Source organism: Planctomycetota bacterium, assembly GCA_039819165.1.
Classification (GTDB): Bacteria; Planctomycetota; Phycisphaerae; order Phycisphaerales; family UBA1924; genus JAHCJI01.
Window position 1 is genome coordinate 1057877 of sequence record JBCBSM010000001.1, and the last position, 19609, is coordinate 1077485.

Genomic DNA, 19609 nt, shown 5'->3' on the forward strand with positions numbered 1-19609 from the left:
CGGCTTCCCGGGCGAACCGGGCGCAGGCGGGTCCGATGATCGAAGTCCGAAACCTGCACAAGGCGTTCGGCCGCTTCCACGCCCTCCGGGGCGTCGGCTTCGACGCGCCCGAGGGCCAGGTGACCGGCCTGCTGGGCGCCAACGGCGCCGGCAAGAGCACCACCATCCGCGTCATCACCGGGTATACGACCCCCGACGTGGGCTGGGTCCGCGTCGGGGGAATCTGGCCGCACCGCCGCCCGCTGGCCGCCCGCCGGGCCATCGGTTACCTGCCCGAGTCGGCCCCAGCCTACCCCGAGATGTCCACGGAGGCATTCCTGGCGTATCGGGCCTCGCTCTACGGGATTCCACGGAGAACGCGGCGGGGCGCCGTCGAGCGGGCGATCGAGAGCTGCGCATTGGGCCCCGTGCGGCGGCGGCGTGTGGGCCACCTCAGCAAGGGCTACCGCCAGCGGGCCGGGCTCGCGGCGGCCATCCTGCACGATCCGCGGGTGCTGATCCTCGACGAGCCGACCAACGGCCTCGACCCGGGCCAGATCAACGAGACGCGGTCGGTCATCCGGCGGCTGGCCGAGGGCCGCACCGTGCTGGTCAGCTCGCACATCCTCCCCGAGATCGAGCGGAGCTGCGACCGCGTGGTGATCCTGGCCGCCGGCCGGCTGTGCGCCCAGGGCAGCCTCAGCGATCTGCTCGGGGCCGCGGACGACGAGCTGGCCTGCGAGGTCGCCTTTCCGCTGGCGGGGACCGCAGAACCGGCACGGTCGGCCGTGGCGCGGACGCCGGGCGTCTTATCGGTCGCCGCGGACGAGCCCGGCCCGAAGCTGCGACGCTGGCGGGTGCGCTTCGACGCCGGCACCATCACCGAGCCCGACCTTCGGGCCGTCGTGGGCCGGACGCTCTCGACCTACCAGGCCGAGGTCCGCCTGCTCGAGCGGCAGACGCCGACGCTGGAACGCGTCTTCCTGGCGCTGACCGAGGCCGCCAGCGGCGATGAGGGCGAGAACCGCGAGAAGTGCGACCACTCCAGGGACGATCCCGGCGCCAAGGAGCCCAAGGCGTGCGCGTAGCGCTGCTGCTGGCTCGGCGGGAGTTCGCCTCGCTGTTCCGCGTGCCGGTCGGCTGGCTGGTGCTCGCGCTGTACGCGGCGCTCTGGGGCGGCATGTTCGCGCAGTTCGTGCTGGTCGAGGGCGCACCCGCCACGCTGCGGCCGATCTTCGCGACCGCCGGCTGGCTAATGCTGCCCCTCGCGCCGGCGATCTCGATGCGGCTGCTCAGCGACGAGTACCGCACCGGCAGCTACGAGACGCTGGCGACCGCGCCGGCGAGCGACGCCGCCATCGCGCTGGGCAAGTTCCTCGGGGCGGCCGCCTTCCTGCTGGCGATGCTCGCCTGCACGCTGCCCACGGTGGGCGTGCTGCTGGCGATCTCCGATCCGATGCCCGACCCGGGGCCCATCGCCGCGGGCTATCTGAGCGTCACGCTCGTGGGCGTGCTGTTCCTGTCGGTGGGGTTGACCGCGTCGAGCCTCACCAGCAGCCAGACCCTGGCGTTCCTCGGCGCGATGATCGCGCTGCTGGCCTGGCTGCTGGCGACGACCGTCGGCCGCCAGCGGGCCCCGGCCTGGCTGGCCGATGCGCTGGGCACCATCGACGTGACCGGCCGGCTCGCGGGATTCGCCAAGGGCGTGATCGACACGGGCGACGTCGCCTTCTTCCTGGTCGCCAGCGGCTGGTTCGTGCTTGCCGCGTCGATGATCCTCTCGATCCGGAGGTGGGCGTGATGCGCTCCGCGGGCCGCTGGCGGCGGCGGATCCACATCGCCTGGCTGGCGGCGACCTTCCTGGTCGCCAACCTGGTCAGCGCCGCCTTCCTGGTGTCCATCGCCGACCGGCACCGCGTCCGCATCGATGCGACCGCGACCGGCGAGCACCGCCTCGCGCCCCTCACGCTGCGGCTGCTCGAAGCGACGTCCGAGGGCGGGGGCTACGAGCTGGTCGTCGCCGCCGATACGACACGGGTCGATCCGCGTGCCTGGCAGGCGTTGCTCGACGTAGGAGCCGAACTGGAGGCGACCGGCGCGATGGACGTCTCGCCGCTGGCCGCGAGCAATGCGCAGGCCGGGCTGCAAGAACTGGCCCAACGGCTGGCGGACCGCGACGCGGACGCCATCGCGGCGCAGGAGTCGGCGCTGCGGGCCGCGATCGAGGACGTCCGCCTCGCCGCGGGCGTGATCGAGACGCGGGTGGCCGCCGAGCTGGCCGCCATCGCCGCCGTGCTGGAGGACCTCGGCCCGGGCACGGCCGCGGCCGCCCGGGAGTACGCCGGCCGGGCCGAGTCCGCCCCGCTGCTCGCCCGCGACCTCCGCTCGGCAGCGGACGCTGCGGAGGCGGCGCTCGCAACGCCGCTGCTGGCCGGCGTCGAGACGCCCTCCCTCGACCGCGCCCGTGCCGCCCTGGCCCCCGCCGCCCGGACCGCCGGCGGCCAGCTGGCGCTGCTCTCGGGCGAAGCGGCCGGACTCGCCTCGAACACCGACGCGCCCGAGGGTGTTCGGCCGCCGGCGGCCGCGCTCGAGCGATCGTCCGAGGACGCCGGCGAGCGGTGCGCCGCGGCCGCCGCCGCCATCGACCGCCTGGAGCTGCTAGACGTCGTCCGTGTGCTGCGGAGCGCCGGGACGGCAACGGTGGCGATCCTCGTGGGCCCGGGCACGCCCGTCGCCATCGACACCGAGCAGCTTCTTCCGCCGCCCGGCGTGCTGAGGCCCGAGGCCGCGACCGCTCCGGCGCTGCGGCGCCGCACCGAATCGCTGATCGGCAGCGCCCTGCTCGGCGCGACCGATCAGCTCGGCCCGATCGTCGTGCTGACCCACGCCGAGTCGGCGCGGCTACTCGAGCTGGAGGGTGCCTTCGGCATCGCGGCCGCATACCTGCAGCGCCGGGGCATCGAGGTCGTCGAGTGGCCCGTCGTGCTCGAGGACGAACCGGCCAAGCTCACCCGGCTCGATCCCGCGGGCGTGCGGCCGGCGGTCTACGTCGTGCAGAACACCTACAGCGGCCGCGGGGCCAGCGGGCCGCTCGCGCAGACCGGGGCCCAGCGGGCGGCGGAACTCGGCCGCGTGGTCGACCGCTTGATCGACTCGGGCGCGCCCGTGCTGCTGAGCGTCACGCCCAGCGAAATCGCCGTGTCGGGATCCCAGGATCCGACGGTGGCCGGGCTCGCGCTATTCGGCCTGGTGGCGCGCAGCGAGGCGACCATCCTCGCGACCGACGCGGCGAGCACCTCGATCGGGTCCCCCGCCGGTTTCGTGCGGACCGACCAGTTGGTCCGCGCACAGAACGGCGAGCACGCGGTGCAGGGCGCCATCGCCGGGCTGGCGACCTACCTGCCGTGGCCGATCGAGGTCGAGCGCGCCGCCAACCCACCGGCGGGCACGGATGCCACACCGCTGCTTGCGATCAACGAGCCCGGCGGGTGGCAGGAAACGCAATGGACGGGCTACCGGCGGATCGGGCGGGAGCGCCGCGCGATCGTCGCCGATCCGCCGACGCCCGATCCAGAGACCGAGGACGTCGAGGGTCCGTGGCCGGTCGCATGGGCGGCGTCGCGTGCGATGGACGGCGGCCGCGACGCCCGGCTGGTGGTGGTCGGTTCGAACGACTGGTTCATCGACGAGATCGTGTCGCAGGGCGAATCGATCGACGGCCGCCAGGTCGCCGACTTCCCGGGCAACCTGGCGCTGCTCGAGGCCGGCGTGCTGTGGCTGGCGCATCGCGACGAGTTCATCGCACGGGGCGCGAGCGTGGCGGACGTCGCGACGATTCGCGACTTGCACGGGGGCGTCGCGACGGCTATCCGCTGGGGCCTGGTGCTCGGGCTGCCGTTGCTAGTGCTCGTCGTTGGTGGCGTCTGGCAGCTCCGCCGCTGAGCGGCCGGACTCGGCCTGGCCGAGGCGCGATCGCCCCAGTATCTCTCGCACGTCACGCGATCGGGATTCTGCGGCAGCAGGACGCTCGACAACGGCCGCGGCGCGGCGCTCGGCCGCTTCGGCCGTGGCGCGGTCGTACTCCACGCCGCACTCGGGGCACTGCTCCGCGAAGCCCGGCACACCCGTGAGGTCGTAGCCACACTTCTGGCAGCACCACGCCGCGGGCCGATGCGGGATGGCGACCACGAAGAAACCCACGAGCCCGATGAGGATGAGGTAGCCCCACAGCAAGAACTGCAGCACGGGCAGGTACATGTCGTAGGACACCCACGCGTTCATCTGCGTGTGCAGCAGCATGAAGCCGAGGATGCCCAACTCCCCCACCGCGACGCACGCGACGCCGAGCCAGCGGCGTCGCCATCGGCAGGCGCCGTACCACACGAGCAGGGCGTAGGGCACGAAGAGCAGCACGCCAGAGAGCCTAGCAAGCGAACCCTGTCATACGTTCGCGTCCGACGCACGTGCGGATCTTCCCTGGCCGCGTTCGGAGGCTCCGCCGCGGCGGTGCCGACGCAGCCGACGGATCGTGAGCGCAAGCCCCAGCAGCCCGACGGGGATCGACACGAGCACCTCGGCCGCGCGATTGAGGACGTCCGCGGTGAGGCCCTGACCGAGTTCGATGCCGCCCCCGGCGACGGCCGCCGTCGTGAGCGCGCCGCTCGCCAGCGCGCCGATCATCCACTCGCGCAGGCCCAGCCCGTTGCCCGCGATGGGCACGAGCATGGCCAGCTGGCTGGCGATCGCGAGGGCCATCGCGCCCGAGGCGTCGATGGGCACGCCGATAACGCCGAAGGCCAGCGCGTAGCGGGCCGCCCAGATGGTCATGTCCAGGCTGCGCAGTCCTGTCGCGATCGCGTATCGCGCGACCAAGGGTCGGGCACGGAACGACGACGACGCGACGAACCCGCCCAACACCACCGGCCCGATCGCCATCGCCAGCCAGGCCACCCCGGCGGGCACGCCACGGAGCAGCAGCGCAACCGCCAGCAGCACGCCCGCCGAGATCGCGGTGCTGGCGGCGCCCTCGGCCAGCGCCCGGGCCGACTCCCGCACGCGGATGCCGTTGACCATCTTGTGGTAGGTCACGCGGCTGACCAGGCCCGGCCTCATGGGCAGGTAGTTGAGCAGCCAGGCCAGGCCGATGAGCCCGGTCATCTCCGTCCAGCCGAGGCGGCCGAAGCGCTCGGTGAGCACCCAGAGCGACGTGGCGATGACAAGCCAGTTGAGCGCGGGCAGCGCGAAGAGGGCCACGACCTCCCAGGCGGGCCGCGCCCGCATGGCGGCGTAGGCCTCGCGGAGGCCGTCGGGATTCTGCCAGAGCGCCGCGACGATCGCGGCGACCACGAGACCCGCGCCCAGAACGAAGCCCGCGACGCGGATCGCGGGCCGCCCGCGGAGGGCGTTGACCCGGGCCGCGGCGGCGCGCACCCGTGCGGAGCCCCGACGCGGCCGCGGGGCGCGCAGCGGGGTCACGGCCCGGGCGTCGCGGGCTGGCCAGACGGTTGCCGAGTTGGCTGTCGATCCGCGGCCGCGGCGATGCCGCTCGCCGTGAAGCCCCGGAACGCCGCGTAGGTCGCCCGGCCGTCTCGGAGCCGGGCCCGCAGCAGGGCGGCGAGTTCGGCAACGCGAGGGTCCTCGGCGGACGATGCGCGGTCGAATGCCTCATGCTCGGGATCGCTACCCCTGGTCAGCAACGCAGCGGCGAGCAAGGCCGGCTCCTCGCTCGCGAGCGCCGCCTGATCGAACGGCGCGAGCGCCGCGCTCATCCGCGCGTTCGGCACGGCGCCCAGGAGCGCGAGACGCGCCTCGGGCGATAGCTGGGCGAAGCGCTGCGCTGCGGCGGCGACCACGGGCGCGTAGAACTCGGCGGTCCGCCGCAGCCGCGCGGAATCCGGACCCGCGATGCTCGCCTTGATGGCGGCCGCCAGGGAGGTAAGCACGCCCTCGGCGTCCGCGATGAACCGCGTGGCGAGCCGATTGGACGGCAGCTGTGCCTCGGGCAGCGGGCGACGGACGACGAGCCCGGTCTCGGCGGTGAGGCACATGGGCCCCGCTCGATAGCTCTGCCCGCCGGAGGCCACGAAGCCCTGCATCGCCCGCCAGCGCACGCGTGTGGTCCGCGTGCCGCAGGCCTCCAGGAACCAGCCCGTGAGCCCGGCGCCGACGAGCACCTCGGCCTCGAGCGTCTCGCCGGGCTCGAGCCGCAGCCGATGATCGAGCGAGGCCACCTCGGGCACGGCCAGCCCACCGAGGCTGTCCAGGTCCGCGTCGATGGAGGGCGCCAGCAGCACGCGGCTGTTGAGCGGCGCGTTGGGCCCGACGGCGAGCGGCATGGGCGAGGTGTTCCGAAGCCGGATCCGCAGCCTCGTGAACGACGTCGGATGCTCCTCGCTGCGGGGCGAGGCCACCGACAGATCCATGAAGCGTTCGGGCTTCTCGGTCATGCGATCGAGCCAGGGCGGCACCGCGGACGCGAGCGAGGACAGCGCGGCGGCGTGCTCGAACCCCGGATTGACGCCCAGGTCGAACAGCCGCTGGTTGGCCCAGGCGCCCCACGTCGTCGCGGGCACGCCGCGGGCGAAGCCCGCGAGCCGCGGCAGGGCGTCCTCGACGCGGCCGTGCTCGAGCAGCGCGTGCGTGTAGGCGATCGACGCCAGCGGCACGACGCCGATCTTGGACTCCAGCACCGCCAGCCGCGTGTCGGCCTCGGGCGTGCCGATGGCATCGAGCGCCGCCAGCAGGTGGTTTACGAGGTTGAGCTGCTCGCGCGAGGGCTCGACGGCAGCCGGATCGATCTCGGCGAGCGGGCCCTCCTCGGCCATCGCACGATCGAAGGCCTCGTTGGCCTGGCGGATGTCGGCCCGCACCAGCTCCCGCTGCGTGCCGGCGATGATCATCGCGATGCCGTTCTCGGCCCGCACGCGGGTGGCCAGCAGGGCGACCTGCCGCGCCTCGTCGCGATCGCGGACGTTCAGGAGCAGCTGCTGCAACCGCTGGCCCACGGCGCGGCGGAGGTCCTCGGACGCCCGCGAGGCCGCGGCGTCGTCGCCCTCGGCGGTCGCCATCAGCATGCGGAGCATCGAGGCATCGGGGGGCGGCACGATCTGCTCGGGGGTCTGCATGCCCTCCAGCGACTGGCCCCGCTGCTGCATCAGCTCGCGGATCGACTCCAGACGCGCCCGCTCTTGGAGCAGCGGCAGCTCCAATTCGTTGGCGAGCCCACGCGGCCCGTCGGCCAGCCAGCGGAGCCGCACGCGGTGCAGCGCCGCCGCCGCGCCGCCGGGCGTGCCCGCCGCCGTCCGCAGCCGCTGCTCGAGCTCGAAGAACCGCAGCGCCTGCGCGAAGGCGCCCCGCTGCGCCAGCTCGTCGCTCACGGTCTTGTAGACGTTGGCGTCCACGGGGTCAGCCATAAGCAGGTTGAGCAGCAGCTCGAAGCGGCCCGCGGGATCGGCGCCGCCCTGGTCGTACACGGTCAGGATGAGCGAGGCGGCCTGCTTGTTTGTCGGGTCCAGCTCGCTCGCGGTGGCGAGCCAGTCCACGAACCGCTCGGTGTCGCCGGTTTCGCGGGCGAGCAGGGCCGCGTCGAGCGCGAGCCGGCTGCGGACGGTCGCGGGCAGCCGCCCGCCGCCCGCACCAAGCAGCCGCTCGTAGGCCGCCATGCGATCCTCGACGGTCTGCATCGCGTCGATGCCGCTGGCGATGACCCGCAGCAGCGCCACGTCGTCGTCGGGGTCCAGCCGGACCAACTCGCGGGTGAGCGCCAGGGCGTCCCCATCGCGGCCCGCGGACCACGCCGCCTCGATCTCGGCCCGCAGCAGCGGCACGTCCGCCGGTGAGAGCGACCGCGCAAGCCCCAGCCCGAGCTGGGCGATGCGGTAGTCCCGCTCGTCCGGCGAGGCCTGCATCCGCAGGTCCATGAGCGCCGCGCGGGCCAGGCCCTGCGGCGCATAGGCATCGGGCGGCGCGGGCTGTGGCTGCGACCACGCCGCGGCGGAGAGCAGCAGGACGGCGAAGATGCCCGCGAGCGGGCGGAGCGCCCTCACGGGCCGGCTCCGGACCACACCGCCCACGCCGTCGCGACAAGCCCAGCACAAATCAGCACCACGATCGCCACCTCGATGATCCAGCCCACGTGCCGGCCGGCCTTGGGAAACAGCCGATCCGCCACGAGGAACATGAAGACGAACACGCCCATGGCGATCGCCGTCACGCCGCCCAGGAGGGCCGCCGAGGAGAACATCGGCCAGGTCTGCCGGGCGCTGAACGCCAACCAGAGCCCGGCCACCACGAGCGAGGCCGACCAGACCGAGGCGACGCCGACGAGCACCCCCAGGGTCAGCCGCCGGAGCGTCCGGGGCGAGGGGAGGCGGCCGGCGAGGGCCGGGGGCCGCGGCGTCGAGTCCTGGTCGGGCATGCATGCCCCCTGCAACGCTCGGGTCCGGGGCCCGGTTCGCCGCAATCCCCCGCACCGCGGCGGGCGTCAGCCGAGCCGCATCGTCATCAGGAACTCGGCGTTGGTCTTCGCCTTGCCGAGCCGGCCCTGCAGCAGCTCCATGGCCTCTACCACGTTCATATCGGCCAGGACCTTGCGGAGCTTGTAGATCAGCTCCAGCTCCTTGGGGTCCAGCAGCAGTTCCTCGCGGCGGGTGCCGCTGGCGGTGACGTCGATGGCGGGCCAGACCCGCTTCTCGACCAGGCGCCGATCCAGGTGCAGTTCGCTGTTGCCCGTGCCCTTGAACTCCTCGAAGATGACCTCGTCCATCTTCGAGCCCGTGTCGACCAGGGCCGTCCCGATGATCGTCAGGCTGCCGCCGTCCTCGATGGCGCGAGCGGCGCCGAAGAACTTCTTGGGCCGCTGCAGCGCGTTGGCGTCGATGCCGCCCGTCATGATCTTGCCCGAGTGGGGCTGCTCGGCGTTGTACGCCCTGGCCATGCGGGTGATCGAGTCCAGCAGGATCACCACGTGGTCGCCGAACTCGACCATCCGCTTGGCCTTCTCGATGACCATGTCGCACACCTGGACGTGCCGCGTCGAGGGCTCGTCGAAGGTGCTGGCGACGACCTCGACCTGATCGGCCGTGTTGCGGCGGAAGTCGGTGACCTCCTCGGGCCGCTCGTCGACGAGCAGCACGATGATCTGCACCTCGGGGTGGTTCTTGGTGATCGACTGGGTGATCTTCTGCATCAGCACCGTCTTGCCGGTGCGGGGCGGCGCGACGATCAGCGCCCGCTGGCCCTTGCCGATCGGCGCAACGAGATCGATCACCCGCGTCTCAATGCTGCTGGGGTCGGCCTCGAGGATGAACCGCTCCTCGGGGTGCAGCGGCGTCAGGTCCTCGAAGGGCTTGGTGCGGTGCGCCTGCTGGGGCTCGCGGCCGTTGACCTCGTCCACGCGGAGCAGCGCGAAGTACCGCTCGCTCTCGCGGGGCGGGCGGATCAACCCGCGGACCACCATGCCCTTGCGCAGGCCGAATCGGCGAATCTGGCTGGGGCTCACGTAGATGTCGTCGGGGCCGGGCAGGTAGCTCTGCTCGGCGCTGCGGAGGAAGCCGAAACCGTCGGACATGATCTCCAGGGTGCCGTCGCCGACGAGCAGACCCTGGCTGGCGGCGCGCACCTTCAGCAGCTTGAAGATCAGGTCCTGCTTGCTGACGCCCTCGACATCCTCGAGGCCGTCCTTCTCGGCAAGCTCCTGCAGTTCGTCGAGGGGCATCCGCTGCAGGTCCGAGATGCTGAGCGCCTGCTTGAGCACCTCGGGGTCGGCGTTGGCCGCGACCTTCTCGATCTCGGCGGCTTCCCGCTCCAGCTCGTCGTCGGTTGGCAGGCCGTGGTCGACCGGCGAGCCCTTGCGCTTCCGCCGCTTGCGGCGAGGCCCCCCGTCGCTGTCGTTGCGGCGGTTGCGCGGCCCGCGGCGGCGTTCGCCGTCCTCGGTGCCGTTGGCGCTGCCGCCCTCGGCCCGCGACGCGGTGCTCGTGGGCTTCTCTTCCCGGGCGTCGCCCGACTCGGACGCGGAACTCTTGGCCATCGCTTCCTCGCTGGTCAGCCAAAGGGGGGCGGAGGGGCCGCGGACGCGGCGCGTCGCCGGTGTGGCTGGAACGACGGAGCCACCCCTCCTCGGTCTCTCGCCTTGCTCGGGTTGCCGCCGATCGGATTGCGACCGAACGAATGTGCACCGGGCCGGGGCCGTGCGACGAACTCGACTGGGTGAGAGAAGGGACGCCACCGGAGTTCGGTGGTCGGCAAAGCCTACGCCCGCGGCCGGCCGCCAGCAACCCGCCTCGCCGGGACGGCCCGTGCTAGCCCTGGGCCGCGAGTCCGATGCCGTGCAGGGCCCGCAGGACGGCGTCGCGAAGCCCAGCCAGATCACCCGTGTTCGGCACGACCGCGGTGCTGCGACGCCGCTTCTCGTCCAGGGGCATCTGGGCCGCCTCGCGGCGATCGAGCTCGGCCTCGTCCCACCCCCGCCGCCGCACGCGGGCGAGCCGTTCGGCCCGCGGCGTCTCGACGAACAGCACCGCGTCGCACTCGGCATCGACGCCGGCCTCGAATAGCAGCGGCGCATCGACGACCACGCCGCGGACGCCCGACTCGGCGGCCCGTCGCAGGAGGTCGGCCCGCTCGGCGTGCAGCATCGGATGCAGGATGGCCTCGAGCGCCCGCCGCGCCGCATCGTCGCCGAAGACGCGCGCGGCGATGGCCCGCCGATCGAGCCGCCCGTCGCGCACAACGCCATCGCCCAGCGCCGCCACTACGCGGGCCCGCACGTCCGGCCGCGCCAGCAGCGTCCGCACGCCGGCGTCCGAATCACTCACCCAGAATCCGAGTTCGGCGAGGATGCTCGCCACGGCGCTCTTGCCGCTGCCGATGCCGCCGGCCAGGCCGAGGACCATCGGCCGCTGCGGGGCGGTCGCACCCGACGGGTCAGCCGACGCCATCAACGACCTCGGGCTTGAGGGTGGCAATGTCGGGCAGGTTGCGGTAATAGCCGTCGAAGTCCAGCCCGCAGCCCACGACGAACTCGTCGGGGATGTCGAAGCCCACGTAGTCGGGCGTCGCCTCGACGGCGCGTTCGACCCGCTTGCTGAGAAGCACGCACGTCCGCAGTTCGGCCGGCCCGCGGGCCCGCAGCAGCTCGCCCACGCGGGCAAGCGTGCGGCCGCTGTCGTAGATGTCATCGACGACGAGAACGAACGCGCCCGAGAGATCCTCCGGACCCTCGCCCCGCAGCGTGACGCCGGCGGAGCTGGTCGAGCGCCCCGGGTAGCTGCTGGCCTCGACCAACTCGATGGAGAGCCGCAGCGGCAGCCGCCGGATCAGGTCGGCCGTGAACACCATCGCGCCGGTCATGATGGGCACCACGACGAGGCGGTCGGCGCGGGCCGATGCCGCCTCGATGTCGCGGGCGATCCGGTCGCCCAGCTCGCCCACGCGGCCGGCGATGCGGTCGCGATCGATCAGGATGCGGTCCAGGTCGCGGTGCATGGAGGCGACCAGTGTAGTAGGGGAGGGACCGCGCCCCGCCGTCAGCTGTGCAGCCCCAGGATCCGCCCCTGCCGCCGCTCGTCGCTGTAGCGGCTCAGCGCGTTCTCGATGATCGGGTGGGCGGCCTCGGCGGGCATGATCTCGTCGACCTCGACCTCCTTGCCCTCCAGCACCTTGTAGTCCTCCAGGAAGCGCTTGAGCATCTTGAAGGTGTGCTGCGGGAAGTCGCTGGCCTTCTGGTAATCGTCGTAGATCGGGTCGTGCGCCAGCACCGCGATGATCTTGTGGTCGGCCTGCCCGTCGTCCACCATGCTCATCATGCCCACGGCGCGGGCGTGCACGAGGCACATCGGCACCACCTGCTCGGCGCTGAACACCAGCACGTCCAGCGGGTCCTCGTCCTCGGCGAGGGTCTGGGGGATGAAGCCGTAGTTGGCCGGGTAGTAGACGGCGCTGGACAGCACCCGATCGAGCTTGAGCATGCCGCTGCGCTTGTCCAGCTCGTACTTGTTGTGGCTGCCCTTCGGAATCTCAATGACCGCGCGGAAGTGCCCCGGCAGCGGCTGGCTGCACGAGCCGGGCGTGACATCGTGCCAGGGGTGGATCATGCACGCAAATATAGCCGCAGCCCGCCGAAAGCCCGCCTTCCGGGCGAACCGGCGCGCGTTTGACCACGCCGGGCTCGGCACAGGCGGTACGCTTTGTCCATGATCACGCTCGACGTCGCTCGATGCCTCGCCCCGGCCGTCCACGACCACGGCCTGGACCCCGACCTGCTGGCCGACGACGGGCCCGGCGGCGTGGCGGCAGCCGAGCTGACCAAGCGGCTCGAGGCGTCCCGCGGCACGGGCATGGAACGCTGGCGGCTGCTGGCCGAGGACCCCATGCGGGCGCAGCACCTCGCGGGCGTCCGAGAAGTGCGGGATCGATACGCCGGCACGCTGCGCAACCTCGTCGTCCTGGGCATCGGCGGGTCGGCCCTGGGCAACATCGCGCTGCAGGCCGCCCTCAACCCGCCGACGCACAACCTGCTGCCCGACCCCCAGCGCCGCAGCCCCAGGCTCTTCGTGCTCGACAACGCCGACCCCGTGCTGTTCCAGGGCACGGTGGACCTAGTGGCGGCCGACGACCCGGGCTTCGAGCGGACGCTGTTCGTCGTCATCAGCAAGAGCGGCGAAACCGCCGAGACCGCCGCCCAGTTCCTGATCGTCCGCGATCTGCTGCAGAAGGCCCGGGGCGACGCCCACAGCGACCGGCTCGTGGCCATCACCGATCCCGACCGGGGCACGATGCGGCGGATCTGCGACGCCGCGGGCTACGCCACGCTCCCGGTGCCCGAGGGCGTCGGCGGCCGCTTCAGCGTGCTGAGCCCCGTTGGCCTCCTCAGCGCCGCGCTGTGCGGCATCGACGTCGAAACGCTCCTGGAGGGCGCGGCGGCCATGGAGCACGCCTGCCGCAGCGAACGCCTGAGCGAGAATCCCGCCGCCCTGCTCGCGACCACGCTCGTCGAGCTGGGCGCCCGCTGCGGCAAGGGCGTCCACGTCATGATGCCCTACGCCAACCAGCTCGACCCGATGGCCGACTGGTGGCGGCAGCTCTGGGCCGAGAGCCTGGGCAAGATCGTCCCGGGCGTCCAGGGTACGGTCTTCGCCGGCTATACGCCGGTGAAGGCCCTCGGCGCCACCGACCAGCACAGCCAGGTGCAGCTCTACCGCGAGGGGCCCAACGACAAGGCCGTCATCTTCCTGGAGGTCGAACGCTTCGCGAGCGAAGCTCCGATTCCGGTTGGTCTCGGCGAGGACGCGCTGGCCTACCTCGAGGGCGCCAGCCTCGCGCAGTTGCTGGCGGCCGAGAAGCGGGCCACCGAGTACGCCCTCACCGAGAGCCGCCGGCCGAATCTGACCATTCGCCTCCCCGAGATCAACGAGCACACCATCGGCGAGTTCATCATGCTCTGGCAGGTCACCACCGCCTACGCGGGCCTGATGCTCGGCGTGGACGCCTACGACCAGCCCGCCGTCGAGCTGGGTAAGCAGGCCACCTTCGCGCTCATGGGCAAGCCGGGGTTTGAGCAGTTGCGGGAGCGCGTCGAGGGCGTGCCCGCCCCGTCGGCGTAGGACCTACTCCACGATCGCGGCCAGCGACGCCTCGCTCGACTCACCGGCCGCCACCTCGACCGCCCAGGCCAGGTCCACGGGCACGCACAGGCCCTCGTCGTCGTAGCAGTACGCGAAGGCCAGCTCGACCCGCAGCGACGCCCCGTCGGCGACGGCCTCGCCCGGCACGCCGATGGTCTTGGGCAGCTCGCCCGTCGCCCATGTGCTCTGCGCGACGACGGTGCCTTCCGCGTCGAGCACGCGGGCGACCATCGGCAGCTCGGCGTTGGCCTTGGCGCCCTCGGGCAGGGTGGGCGCGAGCGTGAGCATCGCGTCCCGGCCGGCCGCCAGCGACACGCCCACCTCGACGGCGGGGATCTCGAAGGCCTCCTCGGCCACCGGATCGAGCCCGTCGAAGCTCACCTCGACCCAACGCGAGCCGTCGGCGCTGATCCGCACCACGCGGTGGTTGTTGGTGTCGGCGATGAACACGTCGTCGCCCTCAACCCACAGCCCCGCGGGCTCGGCCAGCTTCAGCGTCGAGGGCGGCGCGTCGAGATCGCGATCCACGCCCGTCCACGTTCGGCTGGTCTGCGCCGTCGGATCGACGATCTTGATCTTGTCGTTGTAGGTGTCGGCCACCAGCACGCGGTCGCCCTCGGGCGTCGGCAGCAGCTTGGCGCCGATGCAGTGCTGCAGGCGGGCGGTCGGGTACGCGCCGTCGATGTCGCCGAACTCGAATAGCCCATTCTCGAAGGCGTACTCCACGTTGTGGCCCACGATCGTCCTGACCTGGCCCAGCTCGAGATCGACGGCCCGCAGGCTGCTCGACTCGCTGTCGGCGAAGTACAGCGTGCCGCCGTCGCTCGACAGCGCGAGCCCCGACGGCTGCGCGAGCGCGGCGTCCATGGCCGGCCCGTCGAGGCTGTTCTCCCGGCCCGAGCCGGCGATCGCCGCCGCGCTCCAGCTCGCCGTGTCGGCCGCCCAGATCTGGTGCGTGCCCGCCATCGCGATGTAGAGGTTCTCGCCGTCGGGGCTCAGCGCGAGGTCCCAGGGCGAGCCCAGGCCCTGCTCGCGGCCGGCCTTGCCGCCCCGCCGGTCGTAGGACTGCTCGCCCGTGCCCAGCACCGTCGACACCTCGCCGCTGGCCAGATCGATGGCCCGCACGACGTGGTTCTTGGTATCGGCGACGAATAGCGTGCCCGCCTCACCCCGATCCGCGTCATACGCAAAGCCCTGCGGATCATGGAATCGGGCGTCCTCGTAGGCGGCGTCCACCAGGCCCCGGCGGCCGCCGCCGAAGATCGCTCGGACCTCGCTGCGGCCCTGCGAATCGGGGTAGGTCGACGCCACGATGCGGTCGTTGGAGCTATCGGCCACGAACAGCCAGCCCCGCGGATCGCGCTCGCTCGGCGCAATCGCCAGGATCTTGCCCGGGTAGCGCAGCCCAGCCGGGCTGGCGACCTCGGCGTCGGGCACGATCGTCACCTTCTTCTCGGCCAGCGTCCCCGCCTCGCGGGCCTCATCGAGGGCCTTGCGGATGGCGCCATCCAGAAGTTCGCGGTTGCCCTCGCCCGCCGCCATGCCGATGGCCTTGCCGTCGGCGCCGATGAGCACGAAGGTCGGCCAGCTCCGCGCGCCGTACTGCCGCCAGATCTGCATCCGATCGTCGACCACGACGGGATGCTTCACGTCGTAGCGGAACATCGCGTTGCGGATGCGGCTCCGCTCGCCCTCGGCCTCGAACTTGGCCGAGTGCACGCCCACGACCACGAAGGGCTCGTCGGCGTACTTGGCCTCGAGGTACTCCAGGTCGGGCAGCACGTGCAGACAGTTGATGCAGCAGTAGGTCCAGAAGTCCAGCAGCACGACGTGGCCCTCGAGGTTGCCATCGAAGCGCAGCGGCGTCTGGGTGTTCAGCCACCCCAGGTTGGGCTCGAGTTCGGGCGCCACGATCTGTCCCTTCGCGGGCCGCACCAGGTAGAGGCTGGCGACGGCGGTGAGCAGGACGGCGGCCAGCGCCGCCGACATCCTTGCGTTGCGTCCGAACATGCGGCGTCCTCGTGGGGTTCTGGGGCGGGCCCGGTCGCGGAGACAACCCGGCTCCGGGCGGCCCTATTCGCCTTCTTCGAGATCAAGCCGGGCGTACGGCACCGCGTGCGCCGGATTCACCCGCTCGACCATCCCACTACGAAGGTGCGCTAGCAGGCGGTTCATGTCGCCCGGGATTGGCGCAACGGGCGCCATGGTTTTCCCCGTGATGGGATGCTCGAAGGCCAGCAGCGCCGCGTGCAGCATCTGCCGATCGATGGTCCCGGCCTCCGTCGCGTCGCCGCCGGGCAGCTCGAACGCCCGCCCGCCGTACATATCGTCGCCCACGATCGGCCACCCGCGGTCGCTCAGGTGCACGCGGATCTGGTGCGTGCGGCCGGTCTTGAGCTCCAGCTCGACCAGGCTGAACCACTGGTCGCCCACGGGGCGGTCGTGCAGCCGGTAGACCTCCCGCACCCGGCAGATCGTGACGCTCGGCTTGCCCAGCTGGTCGTGCCGCACCACCATCTTCTCGCGGTAGCCCTTTTCGCGGCTGGGATGCGGACCGATGGGCGCCTCGATGACCTCGACCGCAGACTCGACGCGGCCGTGCACGATCGCGAGGTACCGCTTGTCGGTCGTACGCTTCTCGAACTGCGCCGCGAGCTTCCAGTGGGCCTCCTCGGTCTTGGCGAAGGCGATGCAGCCCGTGGTATCCCGATCGAGCCGGTGGACCACGCCCGGCCGCGCGAACTCGGTGCCCACCGGCGAGAGCGCGCCCCCACCCTGCCCGCGGAAGCGCCACGCGAGCGCGTTGAGCATGGTGCCGCGGTTGTGCGATCGTGCTGGATGCACGATGATGCCCGCCCGCTTGTTGAGCACGATGATGTGTGCGTCCTCGAACAGCACGTCGAGGGGGATGTCCTCGGGCTCGATCTCGCCGCTGGGCGGCGGCGGCAGCACGAGGTCGATCGCATCGCCGCCGCGCAGCTTCGTGGACGCGCGGGCCGTCCTGCCGTTGACGACCGCGTGCCCGTCCTCGATCAGCCGCTGGATCTGGCTGCGGCTCATGAAGGGGATGCGGCTGGTGAGATAGCGATCGAGGCGGTCGTTGATGTCCCGCTGGAGCGTGAGCACGACGCGACGCGCGTCGGGATCGTCCGGGCCGGCCCGCTCGACCGCCGCCCGCAGCGCGTCCTGGTCCACCTTGCCGCCGGGATCGAGCAGGCCCCCGTCGGCCGCGGCGCCGCTCACGGCCCGCCGGGCGCGGCCGGGGGCTCGGGCGTCGGATCCGTCGCGGGCTCGGTGGTCGTTGGCTCAGGGTCCTCGGGGGGGAGCACCAGCGGAGGCGTCTGCTCGCCGGGCTGGTCCCCGGGCTCCCCGCCCAGCAGGTCGCCGAAGTCGCCGGGATTGCCCAGGCCGAACGGATCGTCGCCGGCATCCGCGGGCTCCTCGACGACGGCCGCGGACGGCAAGTCCGCGCGAGCGGGGAGCACCACGGGCTGCGCGAGGGCGTCGAGGGACGCCAGCCGCGCGTCGATGACCGCGGTCATCCCGCCGTAGCCGGCCGCCCGATCCAGCTCGCGGGCCCGCTCGTACCGCAGGCGGGCGTCGTCGAGGTCGCCCGAGCTCTCGGCGACGGCCGCCAGCCCGAGGTTCGCGCGGATGGCGTGCACCGCCTCGCCCGCGCCCGACCCGGCATCGGCGGCGACCCGCTCGAACAGCGTGCGCGCCTGGGCAAGGTACATCTCCCGCAGTTCGCCGTCGAGCAGTTCTTCGGCCGGATAGGTGCCGTCGGGCTGCGGCTGGGCCCCGAGGACCACGCCCCGGCGCACGGCGTCAAGGTAGGTCCGCGCCGCCTCGTGCCGCGCCGCGAGCGGGATGCCCTTCACGTCGCCGAACTGGTCGGCCAGGGCTACCAGCGTGTCGGGGCTGGCGGCGTCGCTCGAGGTCGCCAGCGTCCACTGGCGGAAGGCCTCATCGACGCGGTCCTCGGCCTTCTGGTCGAGCCAGCGCTTGCCGTTGATGGCGGCGAACACCAGGCCGACGGCGATCAGGGCGTAGGGCCCCCACTTCTTGAGGAAGTCGACGAAGTCCTGGTTGATCCGGGACTCCTCGAGGCCGGCGCGCTCCTTGATCTGTGCCTGGCGATCGTCCATGGTGGCTCCGCGGGGGCTCGTTCGACGGGGTTTCGTTCAACGAGACCCAGAGTCTACGACCGCCAGAACGCCCACGCCCCGGGATGCTCCACCGCAGCGCGGCCGACCAGGGCCTCGAAGATCTGCGCCGCCAGCGAGCCCAGCCCGTCACCGCGCAGCGCGCTCACCGCAACGTCGGCCCACGCGGGGCGGCCCTCCGCCGCGAGATCAAGCCGCAACGCCACACGCAGCACCAAGGCGTCGAGCGGCGGGATCCGTGGTGGCGGGGCGCGGGCATCGTCGCACCACAGCACGAGGTCGGCCGCGGCGATGGCGGCTTCCGCCAGCGTCTGCGCCCCAGCCAGCACCTCATCGGCGGACGCGTCGCGGCCCGGAGCATCGAGATATCGGACCGCGAGCCCGCCGATCTCGGCCTCGAACGCCACCGCGTCTCGCGTGACGCCCGGCCGATCGGCCACCCTCGCGACCTCGCGGCCCGCGATGGCGTTGGCCAACGTCGACTTGCCGACGTTCGACGACCCCGTGGCCACCACCAGCGGCGGACGAAGCAGGCGGGCCAGCCGCCGGGCCACCCCGGGCGGCACCTCCGCGACGCCGGCCGCCCAGCGGGTGGGTTGGGCCAGGAGCACGCCAACCGCATACGAACCTCGAACGCCGCCCAACGCCGCCAGCACGCGGGCCTCCACTTGATCCGACGCCTCGGGCCAAGCGGCCGCGGTTGCCGGCTTGATGCCTCCGCGGGCGAGGGCGGCCTCAAGCTCCCGAAGAACCTCCGCGCCGCCGTGCGGCGTGAGCAGCAGCGTGTCCTCGGCGGGCCGGATCACGAGCAGCGTGTCGACGCCCTCGATCCGCCGCAGGCCCACGCCGCCGGCCGGGGGCGGCTCGATGCCCAGGGCATCGCGGGCCGCCGACGGATCGCCGGTGATCTCGATCACGGCGACCGCTGACTGGGCGCCGCGGACCGTGAGCGTCCGGGCAAGAGCCGGGGGGCTCACTCGTCGTCCGCGTCGTCGGCCCGGGCGAGCGCCGCGGCGTAGGCCTGCGCCAGGCCGGCGAGCTGGAGGTCGGGCACGACGTGCTCGACGATGTCGTCCTCACCGAACAGGGCCGCCGCGTCGCCGCCGGTGGCGATGACCCGCGGATAGCCGCCGTACGCCTGGGCAAAGCGATCGACGAGGGTGTGCACGAGCCCCACGGCCGCGTGCCGCACTCCCAGGGCCATCGCCTCGCGGCTGTCGGCCCCCCAGGGGTCGGCGTCGCCGGTGGCCGAGGCCAGGGCGTCCGACGCCGAGAGAGCCGGCAGCGTTGGCGCGGCCCGTGCGAGACCCTCGAGCATGGCGGCGATGCCCGGGCAGATGGCCCCGCCGTGGTGCGTGCCCAGGCCGTCCACGAAGTCGACCGTGATGGCGGTGCCCGCGTCGGCGACGATGCAGGCCTGGTCGGCCATGCGGAAGGCCGCCAGCGAGCACAGCAGCCGGTCGATCCCGATCCGCTCGGGCTCGCGGACCGTGGTCTGGATGGGCAGGCCGAAGTCCTCGCCCGCGATGACCGCCTCCACGCTCCCCTCACCCAACGCATCGAGCACCGCGTCGAGTGCGGGCCGATGCACCGAGGCGACCACGAGCGGCGCCCCGGCGTGGTCGTCGAGGACGCCGCGGATGGCCTGGGCAACGCCGCCGGCGTCGCCGCTGGGGTGGGCCGTGGCGTGCTGCACCCCCCCATCGGCCAGCGCGGCGACGCGGCATCGGGAGTTGCCCACCGCCAGCAGGCAGGCGACGAGGTCCGGCGGGATTGGGTCGTGTCCGGGCATGCGGGGGGCCCTCGGTCGCGGGAGGCGGCGGCCGGCCGGGGCCGCCGAGG

Annotated in this window: 17 protein-coding genes; 4 read left to right on the plus strand and 13 right to left on the minus strand. The window is 72.7% G+C overall.

The features are described 5' to 3' along the window. Positions 1 to 35: 35 nt before the first annotated feature. The 3 genes from AAFX79_04655 to AAFX79_04665 are packed head-to-tail and all read left to right on the plus strand — an operon-like array spanning position 36 to position 3921. Positions 36 to 1067 carry an ABC transporter ATP-binding protein gene (locus AAFX79_04655; GenBank protein MEO1007832.1) on the plus strand — a complete coding sequence of 344 codons (1032 nt, stop codon included), beginning with the start codon at positions 36 to 38 and terminating at the stop codon, positions 1065 to 1067. After that, positions 1058 to 1780, plus strand: coding sequence for a hypothetical protein (locus AAFX79_04660; GenBank protein ID MEO1007833.1), 723 nt, complete (start codon positions 1058 to 1060; stop codon positions 1778 to 1780). The genes AAFX79_04655 and AAFX79_04660 overlap by 10 nt, the downstream gene beginning before the upstream one ends. Beyond that, positions 1777 to 3921 carry a hypothetical protein gene (locus tag AAFX79_04665; protein ID MEO1007834.1) on the plus strand — a complete coding sequence of 715 codons (2145 nt, stop codon included), beginning with the start codon at positions 1777 to 1779 and terminating at the stop codon, positions 3919 to 3921. Before AAFX79_04660 ends, AAFX79_04665 begins: the two co-directional genes overlap by 4 nt. Here AAFX79_04665 and AAFX79_04670 read toward each other — a convergent pair. The 8 genes from AAFX79_04670 to AAFX79_04705 all read right to left on the minus strand — a co-directional run bounded on the left by AAFX79_04670 (position 3880) and on the right by AAFX79_04705 (position 12071). After that, positions 3880 to 4392, minus strand: coding sequence for a hypothetical protein (locus tag AAFX79_04670; GenBank protein ID MEO1007835.1), 513 nt, complete (start codon positions 4390 to 4392; stop codon positions 3880 to 3882). The two genes, AAFX79_04665 and AAFX79_04670, sit on opposite strands and share 42 nt — an antisense overlap. Positions 4393 to 4419: 27 nt before the next feature. Continuing rightward, positions 4420 to 5409 carry a hypothetical protein gene (locus AAFX79_04675; protein ID MEO1007836.1) on the minus strand — a complete coding sequence of 330 codons (990 nt, stop codon included), beginning with the start codon at positions 5407 to 5409 and terminating at the stop codon, positions 4420 to 4422. A gap of 41 nt (positions 5410 to 5450) precedes the next feature. Then, positions 5451 to 8024, minus strand: coding sequence for a hypothetical protein (locus tag AAFX79_04680; protein ID MEO1007837.1), 2574 nt, complete (start codon positions 8022 to 8024; stop codon positions 5451 to 5453). Then, entirely contained in the window at positions 8021 to 8395 is a 375-nt protein-coding gene (locus AAFX79_04685; protein MEO1007838.1) for a hypothetical protein, read from the minus strand. The genes AAFX79_04680 and AAFX79_04685 overlap by 4 nt, the downstream gene beginning before the upstream one ends. A 66-nt stretch (positions 8396 to 8461) precedes the next feature. Beyond that, positions 8462 to 10006: a transcription termination factor Rho gene (gene rho, locus AAFX79_04690; GenBank protein MEO1007839.1), complete on the minus strand. Its 1545-nt coding sequence runs from the start codon at positions 10004 to 10006 to the stop codon at positions 8462 to 8464. 271 nt (positions 10007 to 10277) lie between these two features. Then, entirely contained in the window at positions 10278 to 10916 is a 639-nt protein-coding gene (coaE, locus tag AAFX79_04695; GenBank protein MEO1007840.1) for a dephospho-CoA kinase, read from the minus strand. Then, a complete protein-coding gene (gene hpt, locus AAFX79_04700) occupies positions 10903 to 11463 on the minus strand; it encodes a hypoxanthine phosphoribosyltransferase (protein MEO1007841.1) in 561 nt (186 codons plus the stop codon). The genes coaE and hpt overlap by 14 nt, the downstream gene beginning before the upstream one ends. 41 nt (positions 11464 to 11504) lie before the next feature. After that, positions 11505 to 12071: an inorganic diphosphatase gene (locus tag AAFX79_04705; protein ID MEO1007842.1), complete on the minus strand. Its 567-nt coding sequence runs from the start codon at positions 12069 to 12071 to the stop codon at positions 11505 to 11507. 99 nt (positions 12072 to 12170) lie between these two features. Between AAFX79_04705 and AAFX79_04710 the strand changes: the two genes are divergently transcribed. After that, positions 12171 to 13580: a glucose-6-phosphate isomerase gene (locus AAFX79_04710; GenBank protein MEO1007843.1), complete on the plus strand. Its 1410-nt coding sequence runs from the start codon at positions 12171 to 12173 to the stop codon at positions 13578 to 13580. A gap of 3 nt (positions 13581 to 13583) precedes the next feature. Here AAFX79_04710 and AAFX79_04715 read toward each other — a convergent pair whose 3' ends face one another. From AAFX79_04715 to AAFX79_04735, 5 genes are all read right to left on the minus strand, one after another. Beyond that, positions 13584 to 15611 carry a thioredoxin-like domain-containing protein gene (locus AAFX79_04715; protein ID MEO1007844.1) on the minus strand — a complete coding sequence of 676 codons (2028 nt, stop codon included), beginning with the start codon at positions 15609 to 15611 and terminating at the stop codon, positions 13584 to 13586. 63 nt (positions 15612 to 15674) lie between these two features. Continuing rightward, a complete protein-coding gene (locus AAFX79_04720) occupies positions 15675 to 16844 on the minus strand; it encodes an RluA family pseudouridine synthase (protein ID MEO1007845.1) in 1170 nt (389 codons plus the stop codon). Next, entirely contained in the window at positions 16841 to 17749 is a 909-nt protein-coding gene (locus AAFX79_04725; GenBank protein MEO1007846.1) for a hypothetical protein, read from the minus strand. Before AAFX79_04725 ends, AAFX79_04720 begins: the two co-directional genes overlap by 4 nt. A 53-nt stretch (positions 17750 to 17802) precedes the next feature. Continuing rightward, positions 17803 to 18744 (minus strand): GTPase, encoded by a 942-nt coding sequence (locus AAFX79_04730; GenBank protein MEO1007847.1) that lies wholly within the window; start codon positions 18742 to 18744, stop codon positions 17803 to 17805. Next, on the minus strand, positions 18741 to 19559 hold the full coding sequence (locus AAFX79_04735) for a type III pantothenate kinase (GenBank protein MEO1007848.1): 819 nt from the start codon (positions 19557 to 19559) through the stop codon (positions 18741 to 18743). The genes AAFX79_04730 and AAFX79_04735 overlap by 4 nt, the downstream gene beginning before the upstream one ends. Positions 19560 to 19609: the final 50 nt, after the last annotated feature.